Origin of the sequence: Acinetobacter sp. TR11 (assembly GCF_027105035.1) — a bacterium.
Lineage (GTDB): Bacteria > Pseudomonadota > Gammaproteobacteria > Pseudomonadales > Moraxellaceae > Acinetobacter.
Genome location: NZ_CP114256.1, coordinates 683,634 through 705,755, shown reverse-complemented (window position 1 = coordinate 705,755; position 22,122 = coordinate 683,634). Strand labels below are relative to the sequence as shown.

The 22,122-nt window shown below is 37.6% G+C and carries 18 protein-coding genes and 1 pseudogene; 7 read left to right on the top strand and 12 right to left on the bottom strand.

Features of this window, described 5'->3' with window-relative positions; translation table 11 throughout:
• Positions 1 to 69 precede the first annotated feature (69 nt).
• Positions 70 to 2,127 (top strand): methionine--tRNA ligase, encoded by a 2,058-nt coding sequence (gene metG, locus O1450_RS03380; RefSeq protein ID WP_269229694.1) that lies wholly within the window; start codon positions 70 to 72, stop codon positions 2,125 to 2,127.
• A 107-nt stretch (positions 2,128 to 2,234) separates the two neighbouring features.
• On the opposite strand, the gene O1450_RS03375 is transcribed toward metG, so the two are convergent.
• Positions 2,235 to 3,986 carry a hypothetical protein gene (locus O1450_RS03375; protein ID WP_269229693.1) on the bottom strand — a complete coding sequence of 584 codons (1,752 nt, stop codon included), beginning with the start codon at positions 3,984 to 3,986 and terminating at the stop codon, positions 2,235 to 2,237.
• A 112-nt stretch (positions 3,987 to 4,098) separates the two neighbouring features.
• Between O1450_RS03375 and O1450_RS03370 the strand changes: the two are divergent.
• Positions 4,099 to 4,197: pseudogene (locus tag O1450_RS03370) on the top strand (MBL fold metallo-hydrolase); the annotation flags it as partial.
• 50 nt (positions 4,198 to 4,247) lie between these two features.
• Here the strand turns inward: O1450_RS03370 and O1450_RS03365 are convergent.
• The gene (locus O1450_RS03365; protein ID WP_269229692.1) at positions 4,248 to 4,871 is read right to left on the bottom strand and encodes a LysE family translocator; all 624 of its coding nucleotides are present in this window, start codon (positions 4,869 to 4,871) and stop codon (positions 4,248 to 4,250) included.
• 354 nt (positions 4,872 to 5,225) lie between these two features.
• On the opposite strand from O1450_RS03365, the gene O1450_RS03360 reads away from it, so the two are divergent.
• Positions 5,226 to 6,848, top strand: a complete 1,623-nt coding sequence (locus tag O1450_RS03360) for an oleate hydratase (protein WP_269229691.1) — start codon at positions 5,226 to 5,228, stop codon at positions 6,846 to 6,848.
• Between the two features lie 46 nt (positions 6,849 to 6,894).
• Here the strand turns inward: O1450_RS03360 and O1450_RS03355 are convergent, their stop codons facing one another.
• Entirely contained in the window at positions 6,895 to 7,653 is a 759-nt protein-coding gene (locus O1450_RS03355) for a class I SAM-dependent methyltransferase (RefSeq protein ID WP_269229690.1), read from the bottom strand.
• Positions 7,654 to 7,753: 100 nt separating this feature from the next.
• The gene (locus tag O1450_RS03350) at positions 7,754 to 8,431 is read right to left on the bottom strand and encodes a DUF1345 domain-containing protein (RefSeq protein WP_269229689.1); all 678 of its coding nucleotides are present in this window, start codon (positions 8,429 to 8,431) and stop codon (positions 7,754 to 7,756) included.
• A gap of 301 nt (positions 8,432 to 8,732) precedes the next feature.
• Between O1450_RS03350 and O1450_RS03345 the strand changes: the two genes are divergently transcribed.
• Complete coding sequence (locus O1450_RS03345) at positions 8,733 to 9,602, top strand: 1-aminocyclopropane-1-carboxylate deaminase/D-cysteine desulfhydrase (protein ID WP_269229688.1); 870 nt, start codon at positions 8,733 to 8,735, stop codon at positions 9,600 to 9,602.
• A 39-nt stretch (positions 9,603 to 9,641) separates the two neighbouring features.
• Here the strand turns inward: O1450_RS03345 and O1450_RS03340 are convergent, their stop codons facing one another.
• Entirely contained in the window at positions 9,642 to 13,745 is a 4,104-nt protein-coding gene (locus O1450_RS03340) for a beta strand repeat-containing protein (protein WP_269229687.1), read from the bottom strand.
• Positions 13,746 to 14,125: 380 nt separating this feature from the next.
• On the opposite strand from O1450_RS03340, the gene O1450_RS03335 reads away from it, so the two are divergent.
• Complete coding sequence (locus O1450_RS03335; RefSeq protein WP_269229686.1) at positions 14,126 to 15,322, top strand: NAD(P)/FAD-dependent oxidoreductase; 1,197 nt, start codon at positions 14,126 to 14,128, stop codon at positions 15,320 to 15,322.
• A 35-nt stretch (positions 15,323 to 15,357) separates the two neighbouring features.
• Here the strand turns inward: O1450_RS03335 and O1450_RS03330 are convergent, their stop codons facing one another.
• The 3 genes from O1450_RS03330 to O1450_RS03320 all read right to left on the bottom strand — a co-directional run bounded on the left by O1450_RS03330 (position 15,358) and on the right by O1450_RS03320 (position 17,779).
• Positions 15,358 to 15,537 carry a hypothetical protein gene (locus O1450_RS03330; protein WP_004663725.1) on the bottom strand — a complete coding sequence of 60 codons (180 nt, stop codon included), beginning with the start codon at positions 15,535 to 15,537 and terminating at the stop codon, positions 15,358 to 15,360.
• 256 nt (positions 15,538 to 15,793) lie between these two features.
• Positions 15,794 to 17,356, bottom strand: coding sequence for a mechanosensitive ion channel (locus tag O1450_RS03325; protein WP_269229685.1), 1,563 nt, complete (start codon positions 17,354 to 17,356; stop codon positions 15,794 to 15,796).
• A 222-nt stretch (positions 17,357 to 17,578) separates the two neighbouring features.
• Positions 17,579 to 17,779 carry a hypothetical protein gene (locus tag O1450_RS03320; protein ID WP_269230404.1) on the bottom strand — a complete coding sequence of 67 codons (201 nt, stop codon included), beginning with the start codon at positions 17,777 to 17,779 and terminating at the stop codon, positions 17,579 to 17,581.
• A 206-nt stretch (positions 17,780 to 17,985) separates the two neighbouring features.
• Here O1450_RS03320 and O1450_RS03315 point away from each other — a divergent pair, with 206 nt between their 5' ends.
• Positions 17,986 to 18,408 (top strand): hypothetical protein, encoded by a 423-nt coding sequence (locus O1450_RS03315; protein ID WP_016652946.1) that lies wholly within the window; start codon positions 17,986 to 17,988, stop codon positions 18,406 to 18,408.
• Between the two features lie 20 nt (positions 18,409 to 18,428).
• Here O1450_RS03315 and O1450_RS03310 read toward each other — a convergent pair whose 3' ends face one another.
• Positions 18,429 to 19,190, bottom strand: coding sequence for a ferredoxin--NADP reductase (locus tag O1450_RS03310; RefSeq protein ID WP_269229684.1), 762 nt, complete (start codon positions 19,188 to 19,190; stop codon positions 18,429 to 18,431).
• Between the two features lie 84 nt (positions 19,191 to 19,274).
• Between O1450_RS03310 and gigC the strand changes: the two genes are divergently transcribed.
• Positions 19,275 to 20,159 carry a LysR family transcriptional regulator GigC gene (gene gigC, locus O1450_RS03305; protein WP_269229683.1) on the top strand — a complete coding sequence of 295 codons (885 nt, stop codon included), beginning with the start codon at positions 19,275 to 19,277 and terminating at the stop codon, positions 20,157 to 20,159.
• A gap of 13 nt (positions 20,160 to 20,172) precedes the next feature.
• Here gigC and O1450_RS03300 read toward each other — a convergent pair whose 3' ends face one another.
• From O1450_RS03300 to upp, 3 genes are all read right to left on the bottom strand, one after another.
• On the bottom strand, positions 20,173 to 20,880 hold the full coding sequence (locus O1450_RS03300; RefSeq protein WP_269229682.1) for an excalibur calcium-binding domain-containing protein: 708 nt from the start codon (positions 20,878 to 20,880) through the stop codon (positions 20,173 to 20,175).
• Between the two features lie 187 nt (positions 20,881 to 21,067).
• Positions 21,068 to 21,361 carry a cold-shock protein gene (locus O1450_RS03295; RefSeq protein WP_241337006.1) on the bottom strand — a complete coding sequence of 98 codons (294 nt, stop codon included), beginning with the start codon at positions 21,359 to 21,361 and terminating at the stop codon, positions 21,068 to 21,070.
• Between the two features lie 117 nt (positions 21,362 to 21,478).
• Positions 21,479 to 22,114, bottom strand: coding sequence for a uracil phosphoribosyltransferase (gene upp, locus O1450_RS03290; protein ID WP_269229681.1), 636 nt, complete (start codon positions 22,112 to 22,114; stop codon positions 21,479 to 21,481).
• Positions 22,115 to 22,122: the final 8 nt, after the last annotated feature.

The window sequence follows — 22,122 nt, the reverse complement described above, 5'->3', positions numbered from 1 at the left end:
CTTGTGCAAGTCAGTGTTAAGTCATGTAAAATCATCTGCCTTGCAAATACGAATGAGAGAACAATATCCGTGCGTAAAATTTTAGTCACCAATGCCCTTCCTTATGCCAATGGTCCTATCCATATGGGTCACTTACTCGGTTATATCCAAGCAGATATTTGGGTTCGTGCGATGCGTGCAATGGGTCATGACGTGACTTACGTTTGTGCGGATGATGCTCATGGTACAGCGATCATGTTACGTGCTGAAGCGAATGGCATCAGCCCTGAAGCACAAATCGCCAATGTTCAGAAAGAACACATTCGTGATTTTGATGGTTTTGGCGTACATTTCGATCACTATGATTCAACCAATAGCGATGAGAACAAAGCGCGTTCAGAAGAAATTTATATTAAGAACCGTGAAGCAGGCAATATCGCAATTCGACCTGTCAATCAGCTTTTTGATCCTGAAAAAGGCATGTTCCTCTCTGATCGTTTCATTAAAGGCACATGCCCAAAATGTAAGTCAGAAGATCAATACGGTGATGCCTGTGAAGTATGCGGTACAACGTACAATGCAACTGAATTATTGAACCCTCGCTCAACATTGAGTGGTGCAACACCAGTTGAGAAATCGTCAGATCACTATTTCTTTAAACTTCCGAATTTCTCAGAATACCTACAGAAATGGACGCGTGACCAAGGTCGCCTTCCTGTTTCAATTGCTAATAAGTTAGATGAATGGTTTGAAGCAGGTTTATCGGATTGGGATATTTCGCGTGATGCGCCTTATTTCGGTTTTGAAATTCCAGATGCGCCAAACAAATATTTCTATGTTTGGGTCGATGCACCGATTGGTTATATGTCGAGTTTTGAAAACTACATCAAAACCAAACGTCCTGATTTAAGCTTTGATGACTTTTGGAAAAAAGATAGCGATAAAGAAGTTTATCACTTCATTGGTAAAGACATCGTTTATTTCCACGCGCTGTTCTGGCCTGCAATGCTTGAAGGTGCAAACTACCGTACCCCATCAGGTTTATTCGTGAATGGTTTCTTGACAGTAAATGGTCAGAAGATGTCGAAGTCTCGCGGCACATTCATTAAAGCTGAAACTTATTTACAGCACTTGAATCCTGAATATTTACGTTATTACTTTGCTTCTAAGCTTTCTGACAAAGTTGAAGATTCAGATTTGAATTTGGATGACTTCGTTCAAAAGGTAAACTCTGACCTTGTGGGTAAAGTCGTGAATATTGCCAGCCGTTGTGCAAAATTCATTAACAGCAATTTCAATAATACACTTTCCAACACTTGTGCTGAGCCTGAACTGGTTCAAAGCTTTATTGATGCGGGCGATTCAATTGCGCAAGCTTATGAAGCACGTGAATTCTCTGCGGCAGTTCGTGAAATCATGGCGCTTGCAGACAAAGCAAACCAATATATTGATGAGAAAAAACCGTGGGCGCTTGCGAAGCAAGAAGGTCAAGAACAACAAGTTCATGATGTTTGCTCGGTTGGTATTAACTTATTCCGTCAGCTTGCCGTTTACTTATCGCCTATATTGCCAACACTTGCGTCTCAAGTTCAGTCTTTTCTACAACTTGAAAGCTTTGACTTTGCATCACGTCAGCAAATCCTCGTTGCACACAAAATTTCTCAATTTCAACCGCTTATGCAGCGTGTTGATCCTAAAGCAGTTGCTTCAATGGTGGATGCATCGAAAGATTCTTTAGCTGCTGCGGCAGAAGCGCCAAAAGTGGAAAAGAAAAAAGAGAAGAAAGCCGAGAAAAAGCCTGAACCTAAAGTAGGTGAAGCTGAAATTATTGGTATTGAAGACTTTATGAAAGTTGATCTCCGTGTAGCTGAAGTTTTAGAAGCTGCAACGGTCGAAGGTTCGGATAAACTGCTTCAACTCACTTTAAATGTAGGTGAAGCTGAACCACGTAATGTATTTAGTGGTATTCGTGAGTTCTATCAGCCAGAAGATTTAAAAGGCAAATTAGTAGTGATGGTGGCAAACCTTGCACCTCGCAAAATGCGTTTTGGTATTTCTAACGGTATGGTACTTGCCGCAGGTAATGGCGAAGGTGTTTGGGTGATTTCACCTGAATCTGGTGCTAAAGCGGGTGATAAAGTGTCTTAAGATTTAGATCTTAGATGAAAAAAGCCTCTACGTTGTAGGGGCTTTTCTTTTGACTTAAAGATAATCCACTTTTATCTATAGAATTAAAAAACAATAAAGTTATTATATCAGTCTAAAAATATATTAATATTATTTTCGTCGAATTTTTCAATTTTATTAAGCTCTTTAAAATAAAACTCATAATCTAATTTTGCCATTTCAAATATTTGTTCTAATGTATTTGCACTTAGATTCCCACATGAATATTCAATTACTGCATTAATTGCTTGGTCTAAATAATCATGGGAGTTCTCTATCAAAGTGTCAATATAAGGTAGAGTATTGCCACTATGTACAATTAAATTTCTGGTTCGATAAATTCGTCTTAACTGCCATCTAATTTTCTTTTCATGCAAAGCAATTCTAGCTACAATATTTTCTGGCTTTTTAAATAATTCATAAATTTCAAAACATCTATACCTAAGAAGGTGAAAATTTCCTAATTCTTTATATAAATCACTTCTTAAACTTTCATTTTTCTCCAAACATATTAATTCCAACACTAACCTAGTCAATTTTTTTGTCTTATAATTATCAATTTTTTTCAAAATATTAGTTAATTTACTACGCCCCCACTTTATAAGATCTTTAACCAAATTAACTATCAGACGTTGAATATAATTTTTTAACAAGATGGGTTCTAAAGCATTACATATTTTTTTAACTTTTCCTCCACCATGGATAGTAGATGGAATTAAAGTTTCTATTGCAATCCAAATATTAATTAACTGATTCTCTGGTAAGTCACTACCTAACGCTGTTGAATGCAAATCTACAACTCGATTAAATTTAATAATTGCATCACGTTTCAAACTAATATTCTGTAAAAAAAAGTTTAATTTTTTAGAAGCTATATGAGGTTTTTCATCAAAACACTTATCCATCGGACTCTTGGCAACTTTAATTACTCTATTAATATCTTCACAACATTGTGTAATTATAGCATCAGATCTCCATTTAATTTTTGTTTTATGTGAATATAATGAGAATAAATCACTAACCATTTCCAATCTATTTTCTGCTGATCGTCTAGCTGTATGTCTATCGTATGTTTCTATAGAGTCTACTTGTGCCCATACCTCATTTCTACTTCTTTTTAGATTTTGTTCTATAGCAAATGACCGAAATTTAACTGGCAATTCTTTTCTTATTTTAATATCAAATCCGTTTAGAGTATTTTTTATCATTAATATTTCATTTGAAACCAAAAAAAATATTTCAAAATTATGATGTGTTAAAGAAATACTTTCAAAAAAAACATGTAGTTCACTAAAATTCTGAATCTCTCGATCACTGAAGAAAAACTCTTTAGTTTTCTCATAAATATGTTGCTTAGAGACTCCAACATTTATTAATAATGATGCTAGTAAAGTTGCTAATTTACTAATTTTTTTCTTCGAACCTGAATTAGATATCTCATGAAAAAGTGAGGTACAACATAAATTAAAATAATCTACAGGATTTAATATTTTCCCAAGAACTTCTAATTTTAATTTCAAATCACTTAATTTAACTTCATCACCTTTCAAAATGAAATTATCTACATCCAATAAAAGCAACTCTTTTACAACCAAATCACTTCGAAGTGCCCATTCTAGCTCTTCTAAAACATGACTTAAATTATTCCTATCTAAAGTCTCATTTTCTATTTCATTAATTAATGATAGTGCCTCTCGACAAATAAATGTCGGATTTAAAGCAGGCGGTTTATAAGTATCTAATGTATAATCAAAGAACAACTCATCCAACCTTTGACCTAAAAATAAAACTAGATTTAAGTTAGCATTTTGATGCCATGTTTTTGTACTTTTAAAGAGCATATCCCCTCCTAATTAAATAGAGTAAAAATCTACTATTATAGTTTTAATAAAATTTTTATGAAAGTATTTCAAATAACTCTTTCTTCTCTTAACTTTCAGTAATATAAATTAAAAAATCTTAAGTTACTATCAATATCAGATCTAGAATATGCAAATAACCGCTCTACTCAATGGTACAAACTTTATGTCACCAAGCTTGTTTAAAGACATCCTGTAACAGTAAGTACATGACATATCAAAAAGTAGCGACAACTAAAATAATCACTTCATCCCAAAGATCAACTTCAACCCAAGCAAGGTCATTACCCCACCTGCAACACGATCAAATACTTTCTTAAACTTTAAATATACACGGCGTGGTTTTTCCGCAGACAATGCCACCGCAACCAGAGAATACCAACCGGCATCAATAAAGAAGCACAGCATCGGCAACACCACATAAAAATACCTTGGGATTTCTTTCGGTAATAACGCAGTAAAAATACTGGCAAGGATAATCGCTATTTTCGGATTACTAAGCTGGGTAATCAGCCCTAAACGAAAAGCCTGTGCATAGCTCATGGTCTTCACAGTACCATTCATGGCTTCCATGGGTTCTTTGGCATGTTTAATAATTTTATACGCCAGCCAAAGTAAGTACAGACCACCAAAAACTTTCAAAGCGATATAGGCAGAAGGCACAGCCAACAAAATTGCTTGTAGCCCCATCACTGCAAGCAAACCAAATAATGCTGCCCCCGTGCCTGTACCAAGCGCAGTAAATAAGCCATGTTTACGAGAAATCGCAATTGAGTTTTTGGCGACATAAATAAATGTAGGGCCAGGACTAATAGCACCTAACATTAATGCCAAAGTAATAGAGCCTAAAATCAATAATGATTCCAAGTGAGCCTCTGAATTAAAGTAATTTTCAACTATTATTTTACTTAAAAAACCATAATAGAAGATATAATTTTTTTGATTTCTGTTTATAAATTTAAGGATTTTTCAAGCAATTTGATATTTAGTAAAAAACTAAAAATAGAGTAAAAACTCAATTTAATTTCAATATCAAACAGTTAAAACATAGCATATGAATACTAAAATTTTATTGTGCATCCATTTTTTCTATTAAAGTATTTTTATGATAAAAATTTATCATCGAATTTTAGCAGAACTTTCATATATTTTTAAAACATACAATCCCATAATAAAATTATGTCTTTAATTTTCTTTAGAACTACAAACGAGGCACATCAGATGCAAAATATAAGACTTAAAACATTAGATCGCTCTAAATCACATCTTTGGATTGTTGGCGGCGGGATTGCAGGTATGGCCGCGGCTGCTTTTGCGATTCGTGATGCTAAAGTGCCAGCCGAACATATCCATATTTTAGAAGAACTGAATGTTTCAGGTGGTTCGATGGATGGTGGGCATAATCCACTCAATCCAAATCAAGCATGGGTCACACGTGGTGGACGTATGCTGACCGATGAGACTTATCTCTGTACTTGGGATTTATTTTCAAGCATTCCATCATTAGAAAACCCAGACATTTCTGTCCGTGAAGAATGCCGTGAGTTCAATGAACAAGTCAAAACCAATGCTCAAGCACGTTTGATTGACTCAAATCATATTATTGCAGAAGCTCAAAAATTGGGATTATCAACGCTCAACCGCGCTCAAATGTTACGTCTACTGGCATTAAAAGAAGATCGTATCGGTAGCCGCCGTATTGATGAATTTTTTGATGATGCATTTTTCCAAAGCAACTTTTGGCGGATGTGGCGAACTACGTTTGCCTTTCAAAAATGGCACAGCGCAGCAGAATTACGCCGTTATTTTTTACGTTTCATTCAAGAATTACCGCGCATCCATACCTTAGCAGGCGTAAAACGAACCAAATACAATCAATATGATTCAATGATTCATCCCTTACAACGTTGGTTGGTGGAACAAGGCGTTGATGTTCGTTTTGGTAGTTATGTCACAGATGCGGACTTTGTCGAAGATACCCAAACGAAGGAACGTAAAGCGACTCAACTTTATGTCAACATTCCAGAAGGCACTGAACAAATTCAACTGGGTGAGCATGATCTTGCGCTCTTTACTTTAGGTTCGATTACGGCTGATTCACGCTATGGCGATAAATTCGATGTTCCTGAGCTGATTCGTGACCGACAAGATCATGGCTGGCGTTTGTGGGAAACATTGGCTCAAAAAGCCCCTGATTTTGGTCGCCCAATGACCTTCTATGGCAACATTGATGAGCATAAATGGAAATCTTTTACGCTCACTATGCATGATGATGTACTGCTAAAACGGATCATTGATTACACGGGAAATGAACCCGGTACAGGTGCATTGATGACTTGGTTTGAATCTGGTTGGCATTTGTCTGTGGTCGTTCCTGCACAACCGCATTTTGCTGACTTACCAGAAGGTAAATTCACCTTATGGGGCTATGGTTTTGAAATTGACCATATCGGTGATTACATTAAAAAACCGATGAGCGAAGCCACAGGTCAAGAGATTTTAATTGAGTTGATTCATCAATTTGGTTTCGATGATATCTTGGATCATGTGTTGGCACATACCGACATTAGCACAGTAATGATGCCTTATGCCTCTGCCCTATTTGCATGTCGTAAAGCAGGTGATCGCCCATTGGTGATTCCAGAAAATGCGGTCAACTTTGCTTTCTTAGGTCAATTCGTAGAGCTTGAAGATGATGTAGTTTTCACTGTGGAATATTCAGTACGTTGTGCCATGATTGCCATTTATCAACTCTTAGGTGTCGAACGTGAAATTCCAGAGATTTACAATGGTTTACTTGATCCTAAAGTTGGCTTAAATGCTTTGGAAGCAGTTTTTCACTAAGTTTTAAATAACCATGGGGCGGCTTGCTGCCCTATGGTTTTTCAACTTATTTTGATAAAACGATATAAGCAACATCACTGCTAAAAGAACCATCAGCTTTGATTTGATAATATCGTTGCACCAACTCTGATGCTTTGCTTTGTAAATCACGTATGGTGGTAATGGCATATTCAGGCGTTTGCATACGTTCTGTCCAACTTTGGAAATCTAAATCCAAACGTTGCTTTGCAAAGGTTTCAACTTTAAAGCCTGTAGATTCCGCGAAATACATCCATTCCTGCAAACTATAATTTCTGACATGACTCGGATCTCGAATCATTTCAATAGTCTGAAAAAAGCTATCAATCGCTGGATTTGAATTTCCTAAAATATCAACAATAATAACTTTGCAGCCTTGAGTTAATACACGATAAATTTCATGCATTGCCTGAGCAACACTGTGCCAATGATGCGCTGAATAACGCGTGATGACACAGTCAAAACGTTGATCTATAAAAGGCAATTTTTCCGCTGCACCTTGTTGGGCAATCACGTTTTCAAAACCTCTTTGTTTGGCTTGAGTCGATACAAGCTCAACCATTGACGGCGTTAAATCATAGGCAACTACTTCATCAACCAATGCTGCCACCTGATAAGTCACATGCCCACCGCCACAGCCCAAATCTAAGACTTTTTGAAATTGATGAGATTGGATGAGTTGTTGCATCTTCTGAAATTCGACGCCTTGTGCATGCACTTGACTGTTTAAATAAGCTTGCGATTTATCTTTGTATTGCTGTTGATTAACTTGATGCTGAGTGGTCATGTTTTTATCCTTGCGATGTCATCTATCTTTTAAAATAGACGACACTAATCAAAAATAAAAATGATGTATTTTAATAAAATTAATAAAAATAAGTTATCAATTATAATCCAATTAAACTGGCTGCTACATTAATGGCGATGGCTAAAATCATGGTATTAAAAATAAAAGCCAAAACGCAATGAAAAATATTCAGATGTCTCAATTCAGAACTGGTAATCGAAACATCTGCCGTTTGTGCAGAAGTGCCGATAATATAACTAAAATAAATAAAATCGAGATAATCAGGTTGATCAGTTTTTGGAAAATCTAAACCCGGATTCTTTTGCTGACTTTTGGCAAGATAATAATCATGCGCGTAGTGAATCGCAAATAAAGTATGTAGTAGCAGCCATGTTGAAAAAATAGTCCCGATGGTCAATAAAATCAGAAATCCTTTTAAAAAAGCCTGATCTTTTGGGACATGACTCAATTGCACTACAATCGAAATAAAACAAATCACAATCGCAATCAACACAACATTTAGAATGGCCCATTTGCCTGCATCTTGTTGTTTGGCTCGTTGTAAAATATGCACTGCATCTAAGTGCCACATCATTTTTAGGGTCAGGAATAAATATAACCAAATGGCAATATTCCAGCCTATTTGTAAACAAGTTGCCCATTGCCAATGGGTGAAGAAATGCAAAACTGCATAAATCACGAGACCTAAACTAAAGGTTGCAGATAGGTATGGTCGATGTTTAATCCCTCTCGCAAAACGCTGTATAAAGCCCTGCATCTTTCACCTGCTGCTATTTTTTATTCACAATCAATTTAGGCTTATATTTAACACTGTAATCTTATATCAAAGTACCTTATTGCCTAGATTTTACCTAAACCACACAAAGCATGAGCCAAGTGATAGACACTTAAACTTTTTAAATTCATCTACGGCAAATGTTATCGGAAAGTAGTTAAAACATAAGCGAATTAGATTGGACTAAATCGAATCATGCATAAAGTAATTTAGCCATTCCAATACTGACTTTCACAATCGAATACACTTACAATAGGATTCAATTTATTTTTAATGATCTCAAATGTTTGATCACATTGCCTTTGATACACCTTATCAAACATTAGCACTTCCTTGCTCAATTCAACTGACAATTAAACGCCTTGACCTGATTCATCCACAGATTTCAGGCAATAAGTTCTTCAAACTCAAATACAATTTTTCCGCAGCCCAACAACAAGGTTTACGTCAAATTCTCACCTTTGGTGGGGCTTATTCCAACCATATTGCAGCAACAGCTTATGCAGCACAGCTCGTTGGTTTTCAAAGTATTGGCATCATTCGCGGAGAAGAACTTAGCACACAAGATTTGAATCCAACGCTACAAACGGCGCAGGACTTCGGGATGCAGCTTCATTTTGTCAGTCGAGCTGAATATCGTCTGCGTCATGAATCGGAGTATTTACAGCAATTACAAGGGCAATATCCTCAAGCCTTTATAATTCCAGAAGGTGGAACAAATACACTTGCAATTCAGGGTACTCAAGAAATTCTCACATCTGAAGATAGAGAAAATTATGATGTGATTTGCTGTGCCGTTGGAACTGGTGGAACAATTGCAGGACTGATTGAAAGCAGTTCAGAACAACAGCAGGTTTTAGGCTTTTCGGCGTTGAAAGGTGATTTTTTACAACACGATATTCAACAGTGGACCACTAAAAACAATTGGACATTAACCGATGCCTATTGTTGTGGGGGTTATGCCAAAACGAGTCAGGAGCTTTTACAATTTATGCAGCAATTTGAACAGCAATATACAATTCCATTGGAACAGGTATATACCGCTAAGATGATGATGGGACTGTTTGATTTAATTCAACAGAACCACTTTCCAGCAAATACACGAATTTTGGCGATTCATACAGGTGGGCTACAAGGCCGTTTTCAAACATAAATCACCAAAATCATTTTTATCATTCAACCTAGATTGATGTTATTGATTTACACAAAACCTCACGGTTCCTGTCGCTGCGGGATTTAATACGCCAGTTAAATTCCACTCTAATGCATCTCCGACATGATTGATATTACAAGTATTACCATTCGGTGTTGAATTGCAACTCATACTACCGAAACTGGTGGCTATAGGTAAACTATCCTTAATTTTCACATTATTCAGCATCTTGGTACTATTATTTTTATAGGTGATTTCATACTCTAAATAGTCGACCTTATTTGCTTGATTCGTTACAGCAAATTGGTTTTGATCAGCCGACGTTGAAGGACAACTGGCAACTGCGCGTACCTTTTTAGTTAAGCTAAGACCCGCTTTACCAATCAATGTGACATCTTGTCGTTTAGTTGATTGACCCGTAATTGTCTGTGTTGGATTTGCCAAGATCACACTATAACTTGCCTCTAAGGTCGAAACATGCTGTGCGCCTGCCATGACATTTGTAGGTGAATGAACACGTTGAACCAAACAAAAATCTACATTGGGTTGTAATGTATATGGATTCGCTACGGTTGGATTAAATATGGTTGCACCAGTATCCACATTCCCATTACAGTTCGTATCTTTATAAACCAAAGCTTGCCAAACTTGGTCATTACCACTGTTGGGTTGTTGGGTAGATAACTGATTGAACTGAGTAATTTGTACTGGAGCTTGTGAATTGAGACGATGTGGATAATCTGTGACCTCTCCAGAAGCTATGGTGTGTTGCCCGTCTTCAGTCAGTACGATATTCAGATTTGCATCACCAAAATTATTATTTGGATAACTGGTTGCGGTTGTTTTAGGGTGGGAAATCGTATCCGTACTTCGGTTATAACTTCCGGTTGGACTCGAACCACTCACCGAGCTATATTCAGGCAAATTTGTTTGCACAATACAAAATGGATTCGTTAAAACACTGTCTTCTACTTTAAAACTATAATCGCCATTACTATTACTGATGGTCACAACATTAAGTTCTACCCCAGAGCAATTTGCGAGCTTCAGGCTACTGCCTGCAATACCTGATTCATTGGCATCTTGAAGTGCATTATAGGCATTTGTAATACTGTTATTGATATTACCCCCATTATCATTAAACACACGCCCCGTAATTAAAACCAGTTTTTTTCGGCTGTTGGTTAATGTACAAACAATTGCTGCATCATCACTGTGAATCGTTAATTTATTACCATTTAAAGCTGTGTTATTGCCTGTACAAATCAAGGTACTATTATAATCTGCTACATCACCTTTGCTAAATGCCTCAAAAATTGTGCCCGTTTTTCCGACCATATTTGGCATCAGAATCACAGGTGTTCCCGTCGTGGTATTTTCGCCTGTCTGATCAGCAACCGAAACTGCTGTGGTCGCATTGGTATCAAAACCAACACTATTGACGATTACACTATCACCCGCTATGGCATTTTCCCATTTTTTAACAATCGTTAATGTGGTCAGCGTATTAGTTAACGTACAGATGATATCTGCACCTGAGACAATTCCACTTTTATTAAGTGTGACTGTCCCATTGACATAATTCGGCGTTACAGAGCTAGTTGGCAATCCTGTACAAACAGCATTGGTTAAACGGAAACCTGTTGGCATACTCGATTCAGTAATCACCGCATCTGTTGAAGGGTTAGGACTGGTAAAATACTGGGTCTCACCAACCGTTTCCGTATCTTGGATAGTTGTGGTAATCGAGTGATTGGCAATCCCATTATTACCTGTGAAATCAAACTTACCTACCCCACCACGGCTAATTTTTTTAATAACCAAACTAGGCTTACTATTAATAAAAGTACAGGTAATGTCAGCACCACCAGTAATTAAATAGGTGTACGGAATCCTGATTCTATCGGTACTAAAATTACCAAATGTACCAATGTTTCCTGTAATAAAACTATTTGAATCAGTACAACTTGCAGATTTTAGTGCATAACCCGTCGCAATTGATGACTCTCTAATAACAACATCTGTTGCATTACTCACTACCGTTAAAACAGGCGATATTCCCGTTCCAATATTGGGTGATCCTTGTAAACTTGTCGCAACATTACTGGAACTACTAGATAAATTAGTATTCGCAAAACCGAATGTTCCCGTTCCTCCCTGAGAAATTTTCTGAATCTTTACCGTTGGAATTTTAGTATTCACAAAGTTACAGTTTAAATTGGGGTTATTGGTGATATCAGTCGCTGTAAGTGTATAGGTCGAACCAGACTGACTACCAACAGCATTGCCTGCACTATTACGGCAACTTGCTCCAGTTATGCTCCAGCCTCCTCCCGTCGGTAAACTATTTTCATTAATCGTGACATTACCTGTTCCTGTCACCACAAAAGGCTGTATGCCTGTTAATGTTGTATCACCATCAACTTGATATTCATCACCTTGAGTCTGTGTTGTGATTGTTCCCGACGTTTGGCTTGTACCTGTTAATGCAAAGCCAAATGTTCCAAGCCCACCAATCGTAGATTTGGTTAAGGTAATTAGAGCTTTTGCAATTGAAACTTGTACACTACTGCTGTTATCTGATGGGTAAATGTCAGTATTGGCAGACGGTACACTCACTGTCGCAGTATTGGTAATAATCCCTGCGCTATTTGCTCTAGCTTGAATAATAAGCGTACAAGTTGCACCTTTGGGACCACTAAACTGCCCACTTAAATTATTGCCTGTAAAGCTTGCACTACAAGTGATCGCACCATTTGCTTTCGTTGTGCTGAGTATAGAAAGTGTATTGAAATTACTTGGTACTGAATCGGTAAAACTAGCTCGGCTGGTATCACTCACAGCATTTTCACCATTATTACTAATGACCAACTGATACTGAATGGTATCACCAACATTCATAATCAATGCATTAGATAAGAATGACCCAGATGTCCCTATTCTTTGTTTCTTCTCAACTTTTAAGTCCATATCTGTGGGTTGATCATCATCACTAATCACATAGTTTGCGACACCATTACCAGATGCTCCGCAATCATTTGATGACATAATATGAAAATCGTTACTTTGATTGATGGTTACATTAAATGTATCGTCAACTTCATTCACTAAATCATTAAGAATTTCGACCGGAACCTCAAGAACATAAGGGGTCCCCGCACCGTAATTACCTTGTGGTATCGTCTTGGTGAAAGTGTTTGCAACTCCACCATTAATTTTATAATCGACACCCAATTGAGCTGTGCCATCATTCACATTAAAGACTAATGAAATACCCCCACTCGGTACATCACCGACCACAATAACCTTAAGCGGCTGCACTGTGCCACCATTTTCAGGTACAACATAATTGGCTGAACTAAATTCAATAATGGGTTTTACAATAATTTGTATCGCATCTAAAAAGTTTCCGCTTGAGCCCGTTCCAGAAGTGGACTGAAATCCCATCGGTACTTGGCTCGTTGCGCCTGTGTAAGTAAAAGTTCCACTATAATCTGCCCAACGTTTAATGGTGGAACCTGTTGTAGCTCCAACTCCTGAACCCGAACCACTTGACACCGAGCATGTCCCAGATGCACAACTCGTGACCTGACCGTCACCTGTTTTGCTTGTCGATACCGTTGCAATGGTCTGAGAGCCAGCTCGTAATAACATGGTATCGTCTGTGGTATTACGACCATTGTGGCTAAATTTCCAAGATACCGACTCACCATTAACCAAGCAAATATTCTGAGACACGGTCGAAACAGCATCTGCATTCAACTCTACAAATTGATTGCCTTCTCGCGCTTTAATCGTATTCGTTAGCGTGGTATTGTTACCGTCAATATTTCTTGACCCAGCCCACATTTCCATCAATTGTCCTGAGCCATTGGTAGAAATCGAACAAGTCCCACTAACAGCTTCATTACCATAAGGATGTGTGGTCAGCCAGCCTGGGACACGTGTGCTACTAATATAGACACGGCAAACGTTACTTCCTGTCGCAATGGTCGGCGTTTCAAAACCTAAATTTAAATATCCACGCTGATAAGCTGCGTTCGCAAGAGAAACACTGGATAGACAGAATAAAGTGACAACAAATAGATTTAGGAGATAATCGCATCGCAATTTCATCATATTAAATAAGTGAAAAGTATTCATGCCCAACATAGCGCCCCCCAAATTAAATTTTTAGCTTTGACTGGCTATAGAGTGCTATTAAAAAAACAGAGAGAATGCCTCTACATATTCATCCCCACAACATCAGGCCGCCGCAAGAAACAACAAAATTATCTGAAAAATATCAAAATTTAATATCAAATAGAGACTGAAATTTTAATTTTATTTTACATCAGCACATGCTCATTTTTTATTACGTTAAAGATTATTTTTAAAAAAACTGTACATTTTTTGTATCCAATAATGTAAACCACAGAGATCTTCATATCGATTACAAATAATTTGGGCATTGTGAATTGTGCGTACTAAACTTCGCTTAAATCTTTTATAATCGCTCGCTTTTCGTCTACCGAGTAATCCTCATGGTTCATCAAGTTGATGTTGTTGTTTTAGGTGCAGGTGCATCAGGCTTGATGTTGGCTGCAGAGGCTGGTAAACGTGGACGTTCCGTTGTCGTATTAGAAAAAGCCAATAAAGTAGGTAAAAAAATTCTAATGTCTGGTGGTGGCAAGTGTAACTTCACTAACCTAGATGTTGAACCATCAAATTATATTTCTGAAAATCCACACTTTGTTATTTCAGCGCTCACTCGTTACACCAACTGGGATTTTATTGGTTTGGTCTGCGAATATGGTATTGAATATGAAGAACGTAAACACGGTCAGCTCTTTACAATCAAAGGCGCAAAAGAAATCCTTCAACTTTTACTTGCAGAATGCAATAAAGCGAAACGCGTTCAGATTCAGACCCATTGCGAAATACAAAGCATAACAGCACAAACAGATTCAGGTTTTATCATTGAAACCAATCAAGGCACTTATCACTGTGAATCTCTCGTTGTCGCGACTGGTGGCTTATCTATTCCAACACTAGGAGGCTCTGGTTTCGGTTATGAACTGGCACAACAATTTGGTCATCATGTGTTTCCAACACGTGCGGGTCTAGTCCCCTTCACCTTTTCGGACCATTTTAAAGAAGTCACAGCACGCTTAAGTGGTAATGCTTTAGATGCAACACTGGTGAATGATCGTCATCAATTTACTGAAGCTTTGTTGTTTACTCATCGAGGCTTAAGTGGACCAAGTTCATTACAGCTCTCAAATTATTGGCATGTGGGTGAAAGCTTTAAAATTGATTTTTTCCCGAGCCAGGATTTAGTTCAATTCTTCAAGGAAAAGAAAAAGTTGCAGCCCAAAGTTCTACTCAGAACTTTGCTCAGTGAATTCACGGCGAAAAGTATCGTGCTTGAGCTACAACAACTAATTTGGGCGGAACAAAGTGAAACTGCGATTGGCAATTTTAGCGATTTACAACTAGAGCAAATTGCTGATCAATTGCACGCCTTTTCTGTTAAGCCATCTGGAACTGAAGGATATCGTACTGCTGAAGTCACATTAGGTGGTGTAGATACCAGCGAAGTTTCTTCAAAAACCATGGAAAGTAAAAAGCAGAAAGGCTTATATTTTATCGGTGAAGTACTCGATGTAACAGGTCATTTGGGAGGGTATAACTTCCAATGGGCATGGTCTTCGGCTCAAGCCGCGGCTCAATTTGTTTAGTTCACTTAACACATTAAGCCGATTGCTAAATAACACTAAGCATGATGATCTGAAGAGTTAGCGGCTTCTGTAGAAGATACTTTTTGAGTATTTTCAATTGGTTTTTCTTTGGCTGTATTTGATTTCGCAACAACAAATTTGTACGCACTCGCCAAAAAACCTACAGTAATACCTGCAATTATAATCGGTGCAAATACGCGATTTGGCCTCTTCATTTCACTCTCCTCTATAGAATTTTTATTTAGAGACTATTGATACTTTATCTATAAATGAATTGCTTTTCAGGTCAAATTTTTGATTAATCCGATTAAACTACAGTTATATGTACTCTAAAACTCAGTTTTAGGTCTCGTTTTTCTAAAATATGCCCTAATCACGATATAGATAAAAACTCAATAATGCTTATACAAACAAAACGACCACCCTGCTTAGAGTGGTCGAATTGGTTCAAAAAATCAAAGATTTTTTTTACTATTCATCTGAATAAGGTGGAGTCGGTGGTGTTATTGGTGGTACCGAAGGGCTTGGTGTGATTTCTTTATGTAACGGATTTGGTTGCTTAGCTTCATTCTTTGCCTTATCTAATAAATCTGTCAATAAGCGTTCTGCAGGTTGACGACCACCTAAACCAAATGCCAAGGCAAAAGCAACTGCAACTGAACCAAGCGTCAAACCAAAAGCCAAATTCACAATTGAATCCGCAATACCCATTGCCTTTAAGCCCATCGCAATCACTAAGCCCATAATTAAAATACGAACTAGGTTTGCTAACCAACGTGAACTATTGTATTCACCGCGTTGAACCACATTCGCCACAACATTCGCGAGCCAAAATCCAATAACTAAAATTACAGCACCAAGTAAAATACTTGCACCAAACTGAATAAACATCGCAATCAGTACACTGACTTGCTCTAATCCAAGTCGATTCGCAGCTTCTGAAACAGCAAACAGCATGGTAAAGAAAATGATTAAGTAGCCAATCACATCAGAAACACGGGTTTGCCCAAGGAATCGTTGCAAATCAAGCTTCATTGGAATTTCATCAATTCCCGCCCCTGAAATCAGTTCAGCGACTAAACGTCCAACAAAACGAGAAACAATATAGGCAACGATTAGAATTAAACCAGCTGCAATAATTTGTGGGATTGCATACATAATTTCATTCAACATCGCTGTTGCGGGTTGAGAAATCGCTTGGATTCCTAAAGCTTCAAATGCCACAATCAACGCTGTGATGACAATAATTGCAAACACAAATGAGCCTAAAAATTTCGATACATTTGAGTTTTTAAATAATCCTACTTTTTCAGCTTGAGTTTGTAGTCCCAAGCTATTACCTAATCCCTCGACAATACCGCGCACAATCTTGGCGAGAATATAACCTACAAAAATGATCACACCCGCAATAAACAAATTAGGCAGATAAGCAATCGCTTCGTTTACCATGTTTTGTACAGGAATCAGCAGTCCTGTTAAACCTAAAATAGACAGCACAATTGGTAAAAATAGTAATAAAACCAACCAGTAAAAAATTTCTGCGATATTACTACTTAAAGCATTAACACCAACTTCACTGCTTAGCTTCTCATCTAATTCTGTTCTAGATAATACGTTGGTCAATCCAGCACGTACTAAACGGGCCACAATCCAACCAATAAATCCTACTGCAACGGCTGCAAATAAGTTTGGTATATAAGTAAGTACTCGTCCTACCATATTGCTAAACGGGTCACTTACACCACTAATATTTAAAACATTGAGTGAGCCAACCACAGCGAGAATCATGATAAACCAAAACACCAATTTGGAAACCAAGTTTTCAATATTGGGTGTATGACCAGTTGCCGAAGATAACTTGTGATTGGTATCAAGCTTTTGCAATAGCCGCTTTACACCTGCGGCAATGACTAAGGCAATAATCCAACCCACTAGTAAGATCACGATTGCTGCAAAAATTGGATGAAACTGATCCCAGTAATACATGGCATCAAATCCCCCTCGATGTGAGGGATCATTAAAAAATTCATTCATGCGAGTTATCCTTATATTGTATTTTTAAATCTTGATATAAATCACCCATCACTGTTCTATGTTGAAACACACAAACTATGAATGTTTATCACCTTAGTTTTTGTCGATTTTTCAATCAATCGACAGCATCACTAATACAACAAAAAGCACTCATAATTTTGCAAAAAAGCTCATTAGTTCACGCTAATGAGCTTTTAGATAAATTGTTTTGGTCAACGCCATTTAAGCATTCAGAATTACAGACTGCAGATTTGACATCATCACTTGAGCAGTTGGATTTGCTGAATGATCGGCGATCATAAATACAAGCAACGCTATCAGAAAAATTCCAACTATTAATAACATATAGACTGGTAATTTCCTTTTACGTGCAATTTCTTCCTTACTTGCCACATGAGGTTGTGGTTTACTAAAATCATGCATCATAGCAGCCCTCATTCTTTTATTTGTTAGGCTTTTATCTTAGCAATACTCAATGTTGCATTGTGTGAAAAAGCTTCGGACTATCGTTGCTGTGTTTGCAGAACTCTACTTTTTTTATTTAATTTTTTGTTTAAAATATAGTCGGTTTTAGAATACGCTAAAAATAAGCTATACTAGTCGGCTTCGTTTCTCACATGTTTTGCTTTATGTCCTATAGTCAACAAAGTGTTTCTCTTGATTTAGACACGGATGTTACTCATCAATGTTTTTTACATCACACACGTGATGAACATTTAATAGGAATTATTGAGTTTAATAAGCCAAGCTATATCTTAAAGTGGGGAGATTTAGAATACTTCCGTCGTCGTACTGAAGAATTCTCCGTCATGCCTTTACCTGATTGTGTAAATGCAATGATTATCGATATTCGAAATGTACAACCTTTTTTAGACAATGAAGTGCCTATTTTACCTTGGCGTCTACTCGAAGAAGATTGCCCTGTTCGCCTTGTTGTTCCTCAAGACCGTTTAGAACATTATATTGGTATTTTTGAACCAACATGGCTAAATACCGATGTCGATACTGCCATTCAAGAAATCCGTGAATTTATGGATATGTTTGTACATTAAGACATATCCATACCATACGACTACCAATAATTCTCTACTGCAATATTACCTTCACCACGACGATTCATGGTTAAACCACGTTTTTTGAGTGCTTCTTTGGTATCCTCAACCATCTGAGGATTACCACACAACATCACATGACTACTTGCAGGGTTCAAAGCTAATCCTGCTGCTTTTTCTAATTCACCATTACCAATTAAAATTGGGAGTCGATCATGTAATGCGGCTTTGGGATCACGGGTAATAATCGGAATGAATTTAAATCCAGAATGCCCTTCACCAAATGATGCTGCGATTTCTTCAATACGTTCCACATAAGCCAACTCGGACTCTGTGCGAACGCTATAAACCAGATGAATATGTTTATATTTATTCCAAGTTTCAAAGTCTTGTAACATGCATAGAAATGGTGCAAGTCCAGTACCAGTCCCCAATAGCCAAAGATCTTGCGGTAAAGGTTGTTGATACCTTGCCAAAGTCAAATAACCATAAGATATTTTATCTAAATAAAGTTCATCACCAACTTTAAGATGTTGCAAATTTGACGTAAATGCACCATCGGGAACAACAATCGAAAAGAATTCTAAAGTTTCATCAAAGGGCGAAGAAACAACAGAATAAGCTCTTACAACTAACTCACCATCAACCATTAAACCAATTCGCGCAAACTGCCCTGCTGTAAATTTAAAATGAGCAGGTCGAGTCATGGTGAAACTAAAAAGATTGTGAGCCCAACGATGAACAGATAGAACTTTTTCTACGCTAAATTTTTCAATTGACATGATTTGAACGTGGCACGAAACAGTAGGCTCATGTTAGCATGATCGAATAATTGATGGATACTCAAAACATTAAGGCTATTTAACATGCGCATGACCTTACGCCAATTGGCTGTTTTCGTGGCGGTTGCTCAGGAAGGAACTGTAACCAAAGCGAGTGATGCTGTCCGACTCACACAAAGTGCGGCAAGTATGGCTTTAGCTGATTTAGAAGATGGTTTAGGTGCGCCTTTATTCGACCGTTTAGGCAAGCGTTTACAACTCAATGACTTGGGACGTTTTTTACTGCCTCAAGCTTTAGAAATCTTAGGTCGCTGTGAATCATTTGAACAAGCCGCTAAGGGTGAGCTTCAAAGTATTGATTTACGTTTAGGTGCAACCTTAACGATCAGTGATTATTTGATGCCTGATCTCATGGCGGAATTCTTACAACATCACCCTCAAGCACATTTACAGTTACAGGTGGGAAATACTCGCCAAATGATTGAAGCAGTGAATCAATTTCAACTGGATTTGGCTTTAATCGAAGGCTCTTGCCACTTACCCCAATTACAATGTATTCATTGGAAAGATGACGAACTCGCTGTTTGCTGTGCACCTGATCACCCTCTTGCAAAGTTAGATCGCCCGATCACACCAGCAGATTTCGATCATGTCGAATGGATTTTACGTGAAGAAGGTTCAGGCACACGTGAAGTGTTTGACAATGCAATTTTGCAGGATTTACCTGATGCCAATATCCGTTTAACTCTCGGTCATAATGAAGCAATTTTAAAAATTGTGGCGGGTGGTCTCGGTATGTCTTGTGTTTCAAGGCTAGCGATTGAGCCACTTCAAGAGAAAGGACAGCTTGTTATTTTAGATACACCTTATTGGCAACTGACTCGCCCTCTTTATATGCTAGTACATCGTCAAAAATATCAAGGTCCTGGACTCAAAGCCTTTTTACATTTCTGTGAAGATCAGGTTTAAGCCTGATCTTTTTTTACCAACGTGAATCATTTTCACATGGCTTACCGTCATGATCACTATCCATTTCTGTATCTGGACAATTTCTTACAAACCAACGTGCCTCTTCAAGTGATCGCATTTGAGAACAATGTTTTCGACCATCACATTGAAAATGATTGGTGTTGCTATTTACTGCTTGAGTATTGGCGATTTTTAGCATTTTTTGGATGATAGGCTGATTTGCCAATTCATTACGATGCAAAGAGCCTTGAATAAAACCATACACCAAATAGCCGATTACGCCCAAAATAACGACAGTGATGAGTGTCCCAAACACCCCTCCTGATTCATGCTCTTGTTTAGATTTTCGTCTTGAACGAGATACAATTCGTTCAGAAGTTGTATTATATGAATTTCGTGATGAGGAATTTACACGTACAGTATTAATTTCTTGGATATTTCCCACAATTCTTAAAGTATTTTGGGTGTTTTGCAAACCCTCTAAAGCACGCTGACAACTTATTAAAAAGTCATTTTGATTGGTTAATTGGAAATTTTCATGTACCACTTTATTACGCATAGTGGCTATCCAACGTATATTCTTCACTAGCCCAGTTTCAAGCTGATATTCAATGCTAGTCAATTTTTCATGTAAACCACGCCCAGTAGCTCCAAATTTTTGCTCCAGCAATGCTTCCAAAGCCTTACTTTGAGTAATTACAATATCAATATCACTTTGCATAACGGAAACCCCACTCTTTATTATATTTTTTAATTGTTCCAGTTTTTAGCATCACATTACCCCCAAAATTCACCGCGCAATATATCAAATTTGACATCATCACAAAAGATAACGCTGCCCTGTTGGACGGCGATCACGCAAAAGCAAATATTTTTATTTGCTGATGGGCTATTCATTATGCATTATCCTAACGTCGAAAGTTTGACAATAGCTCACTCGTTATCGATTCATTATGAGCCAATATTTTATTTTTTTTAGTTTTTGCAGGATTCGGATCTACACGTTCAATTTGGACTGCTTTAAATTTGCCAGCATTTTCTAGAGCTACAAATTTTACTTTTTCATTGCGTTTAGGCTCACCTTCCGCTGCTGGAAAATCTGAAATATGAAAAAAGATCTCTCCTTCAGCCGTTGCAATAAAACCATACCCTTTGTCTGGATTATATTGTTTAACTTTTCCCTGATAAAATTCTTTCTTCATGACATTCATCCAATTTTGCAAATACTATCATTCAGTATATAAAAAAAGAGACTCTAAATCCTCCCCTAAAATCTATACGGTTGGATTAAGTCTCTTTTTTAAGCATATTTTCAAAAATTAATCTTTCTGCACACTACCAAATATTTTGTCGCCAGCATCGCCTAAACCAGGCACGATATAACCATCTTTATTTAGACCTTGGTCAATTGAAGCCGTATAAATACGAACATCTGGATGTGCAGCCTCTACTTTTGCAATACCTTCAGGTGCAGCCACCAAGATCATCACACGAATATCTTTACAGCCACTTGCCTTGAGTACATCAATTGCAGCAATTAAAGAGTTACCTGTTGCCAGCATTGGATCAATAATCATCGCTAAGCGATTCGCAACATCAGGTACTAATTTTTTATAGTAAGTACGAACCTCTAAAGTCACCTCATCACGTTCTAAACCCAATACACTGACTTTCGCACTTGGAATCAGGCTAAGAACGCCTTCAAGCATACCAATACCCGCACGCAAGATAGGAACAATGGTAATTTTCTTGCCTGCGATACGCTGAGTTGAGACTTTACCTGCCCATCCATCAATTTCATGATCCACAACAGGTAGATCCTTAGTCGCTTCATAAGTCAGTAGCATCGTGACTTCTTGAGCCAATTCACGGAAGTTCTTTGTGCTAATGTCTGAACGGCGTAATAAACCAAGTTTATGACGAATAAGCGGATGGCGAATTTCTTGAATCGACACGAGTAAGT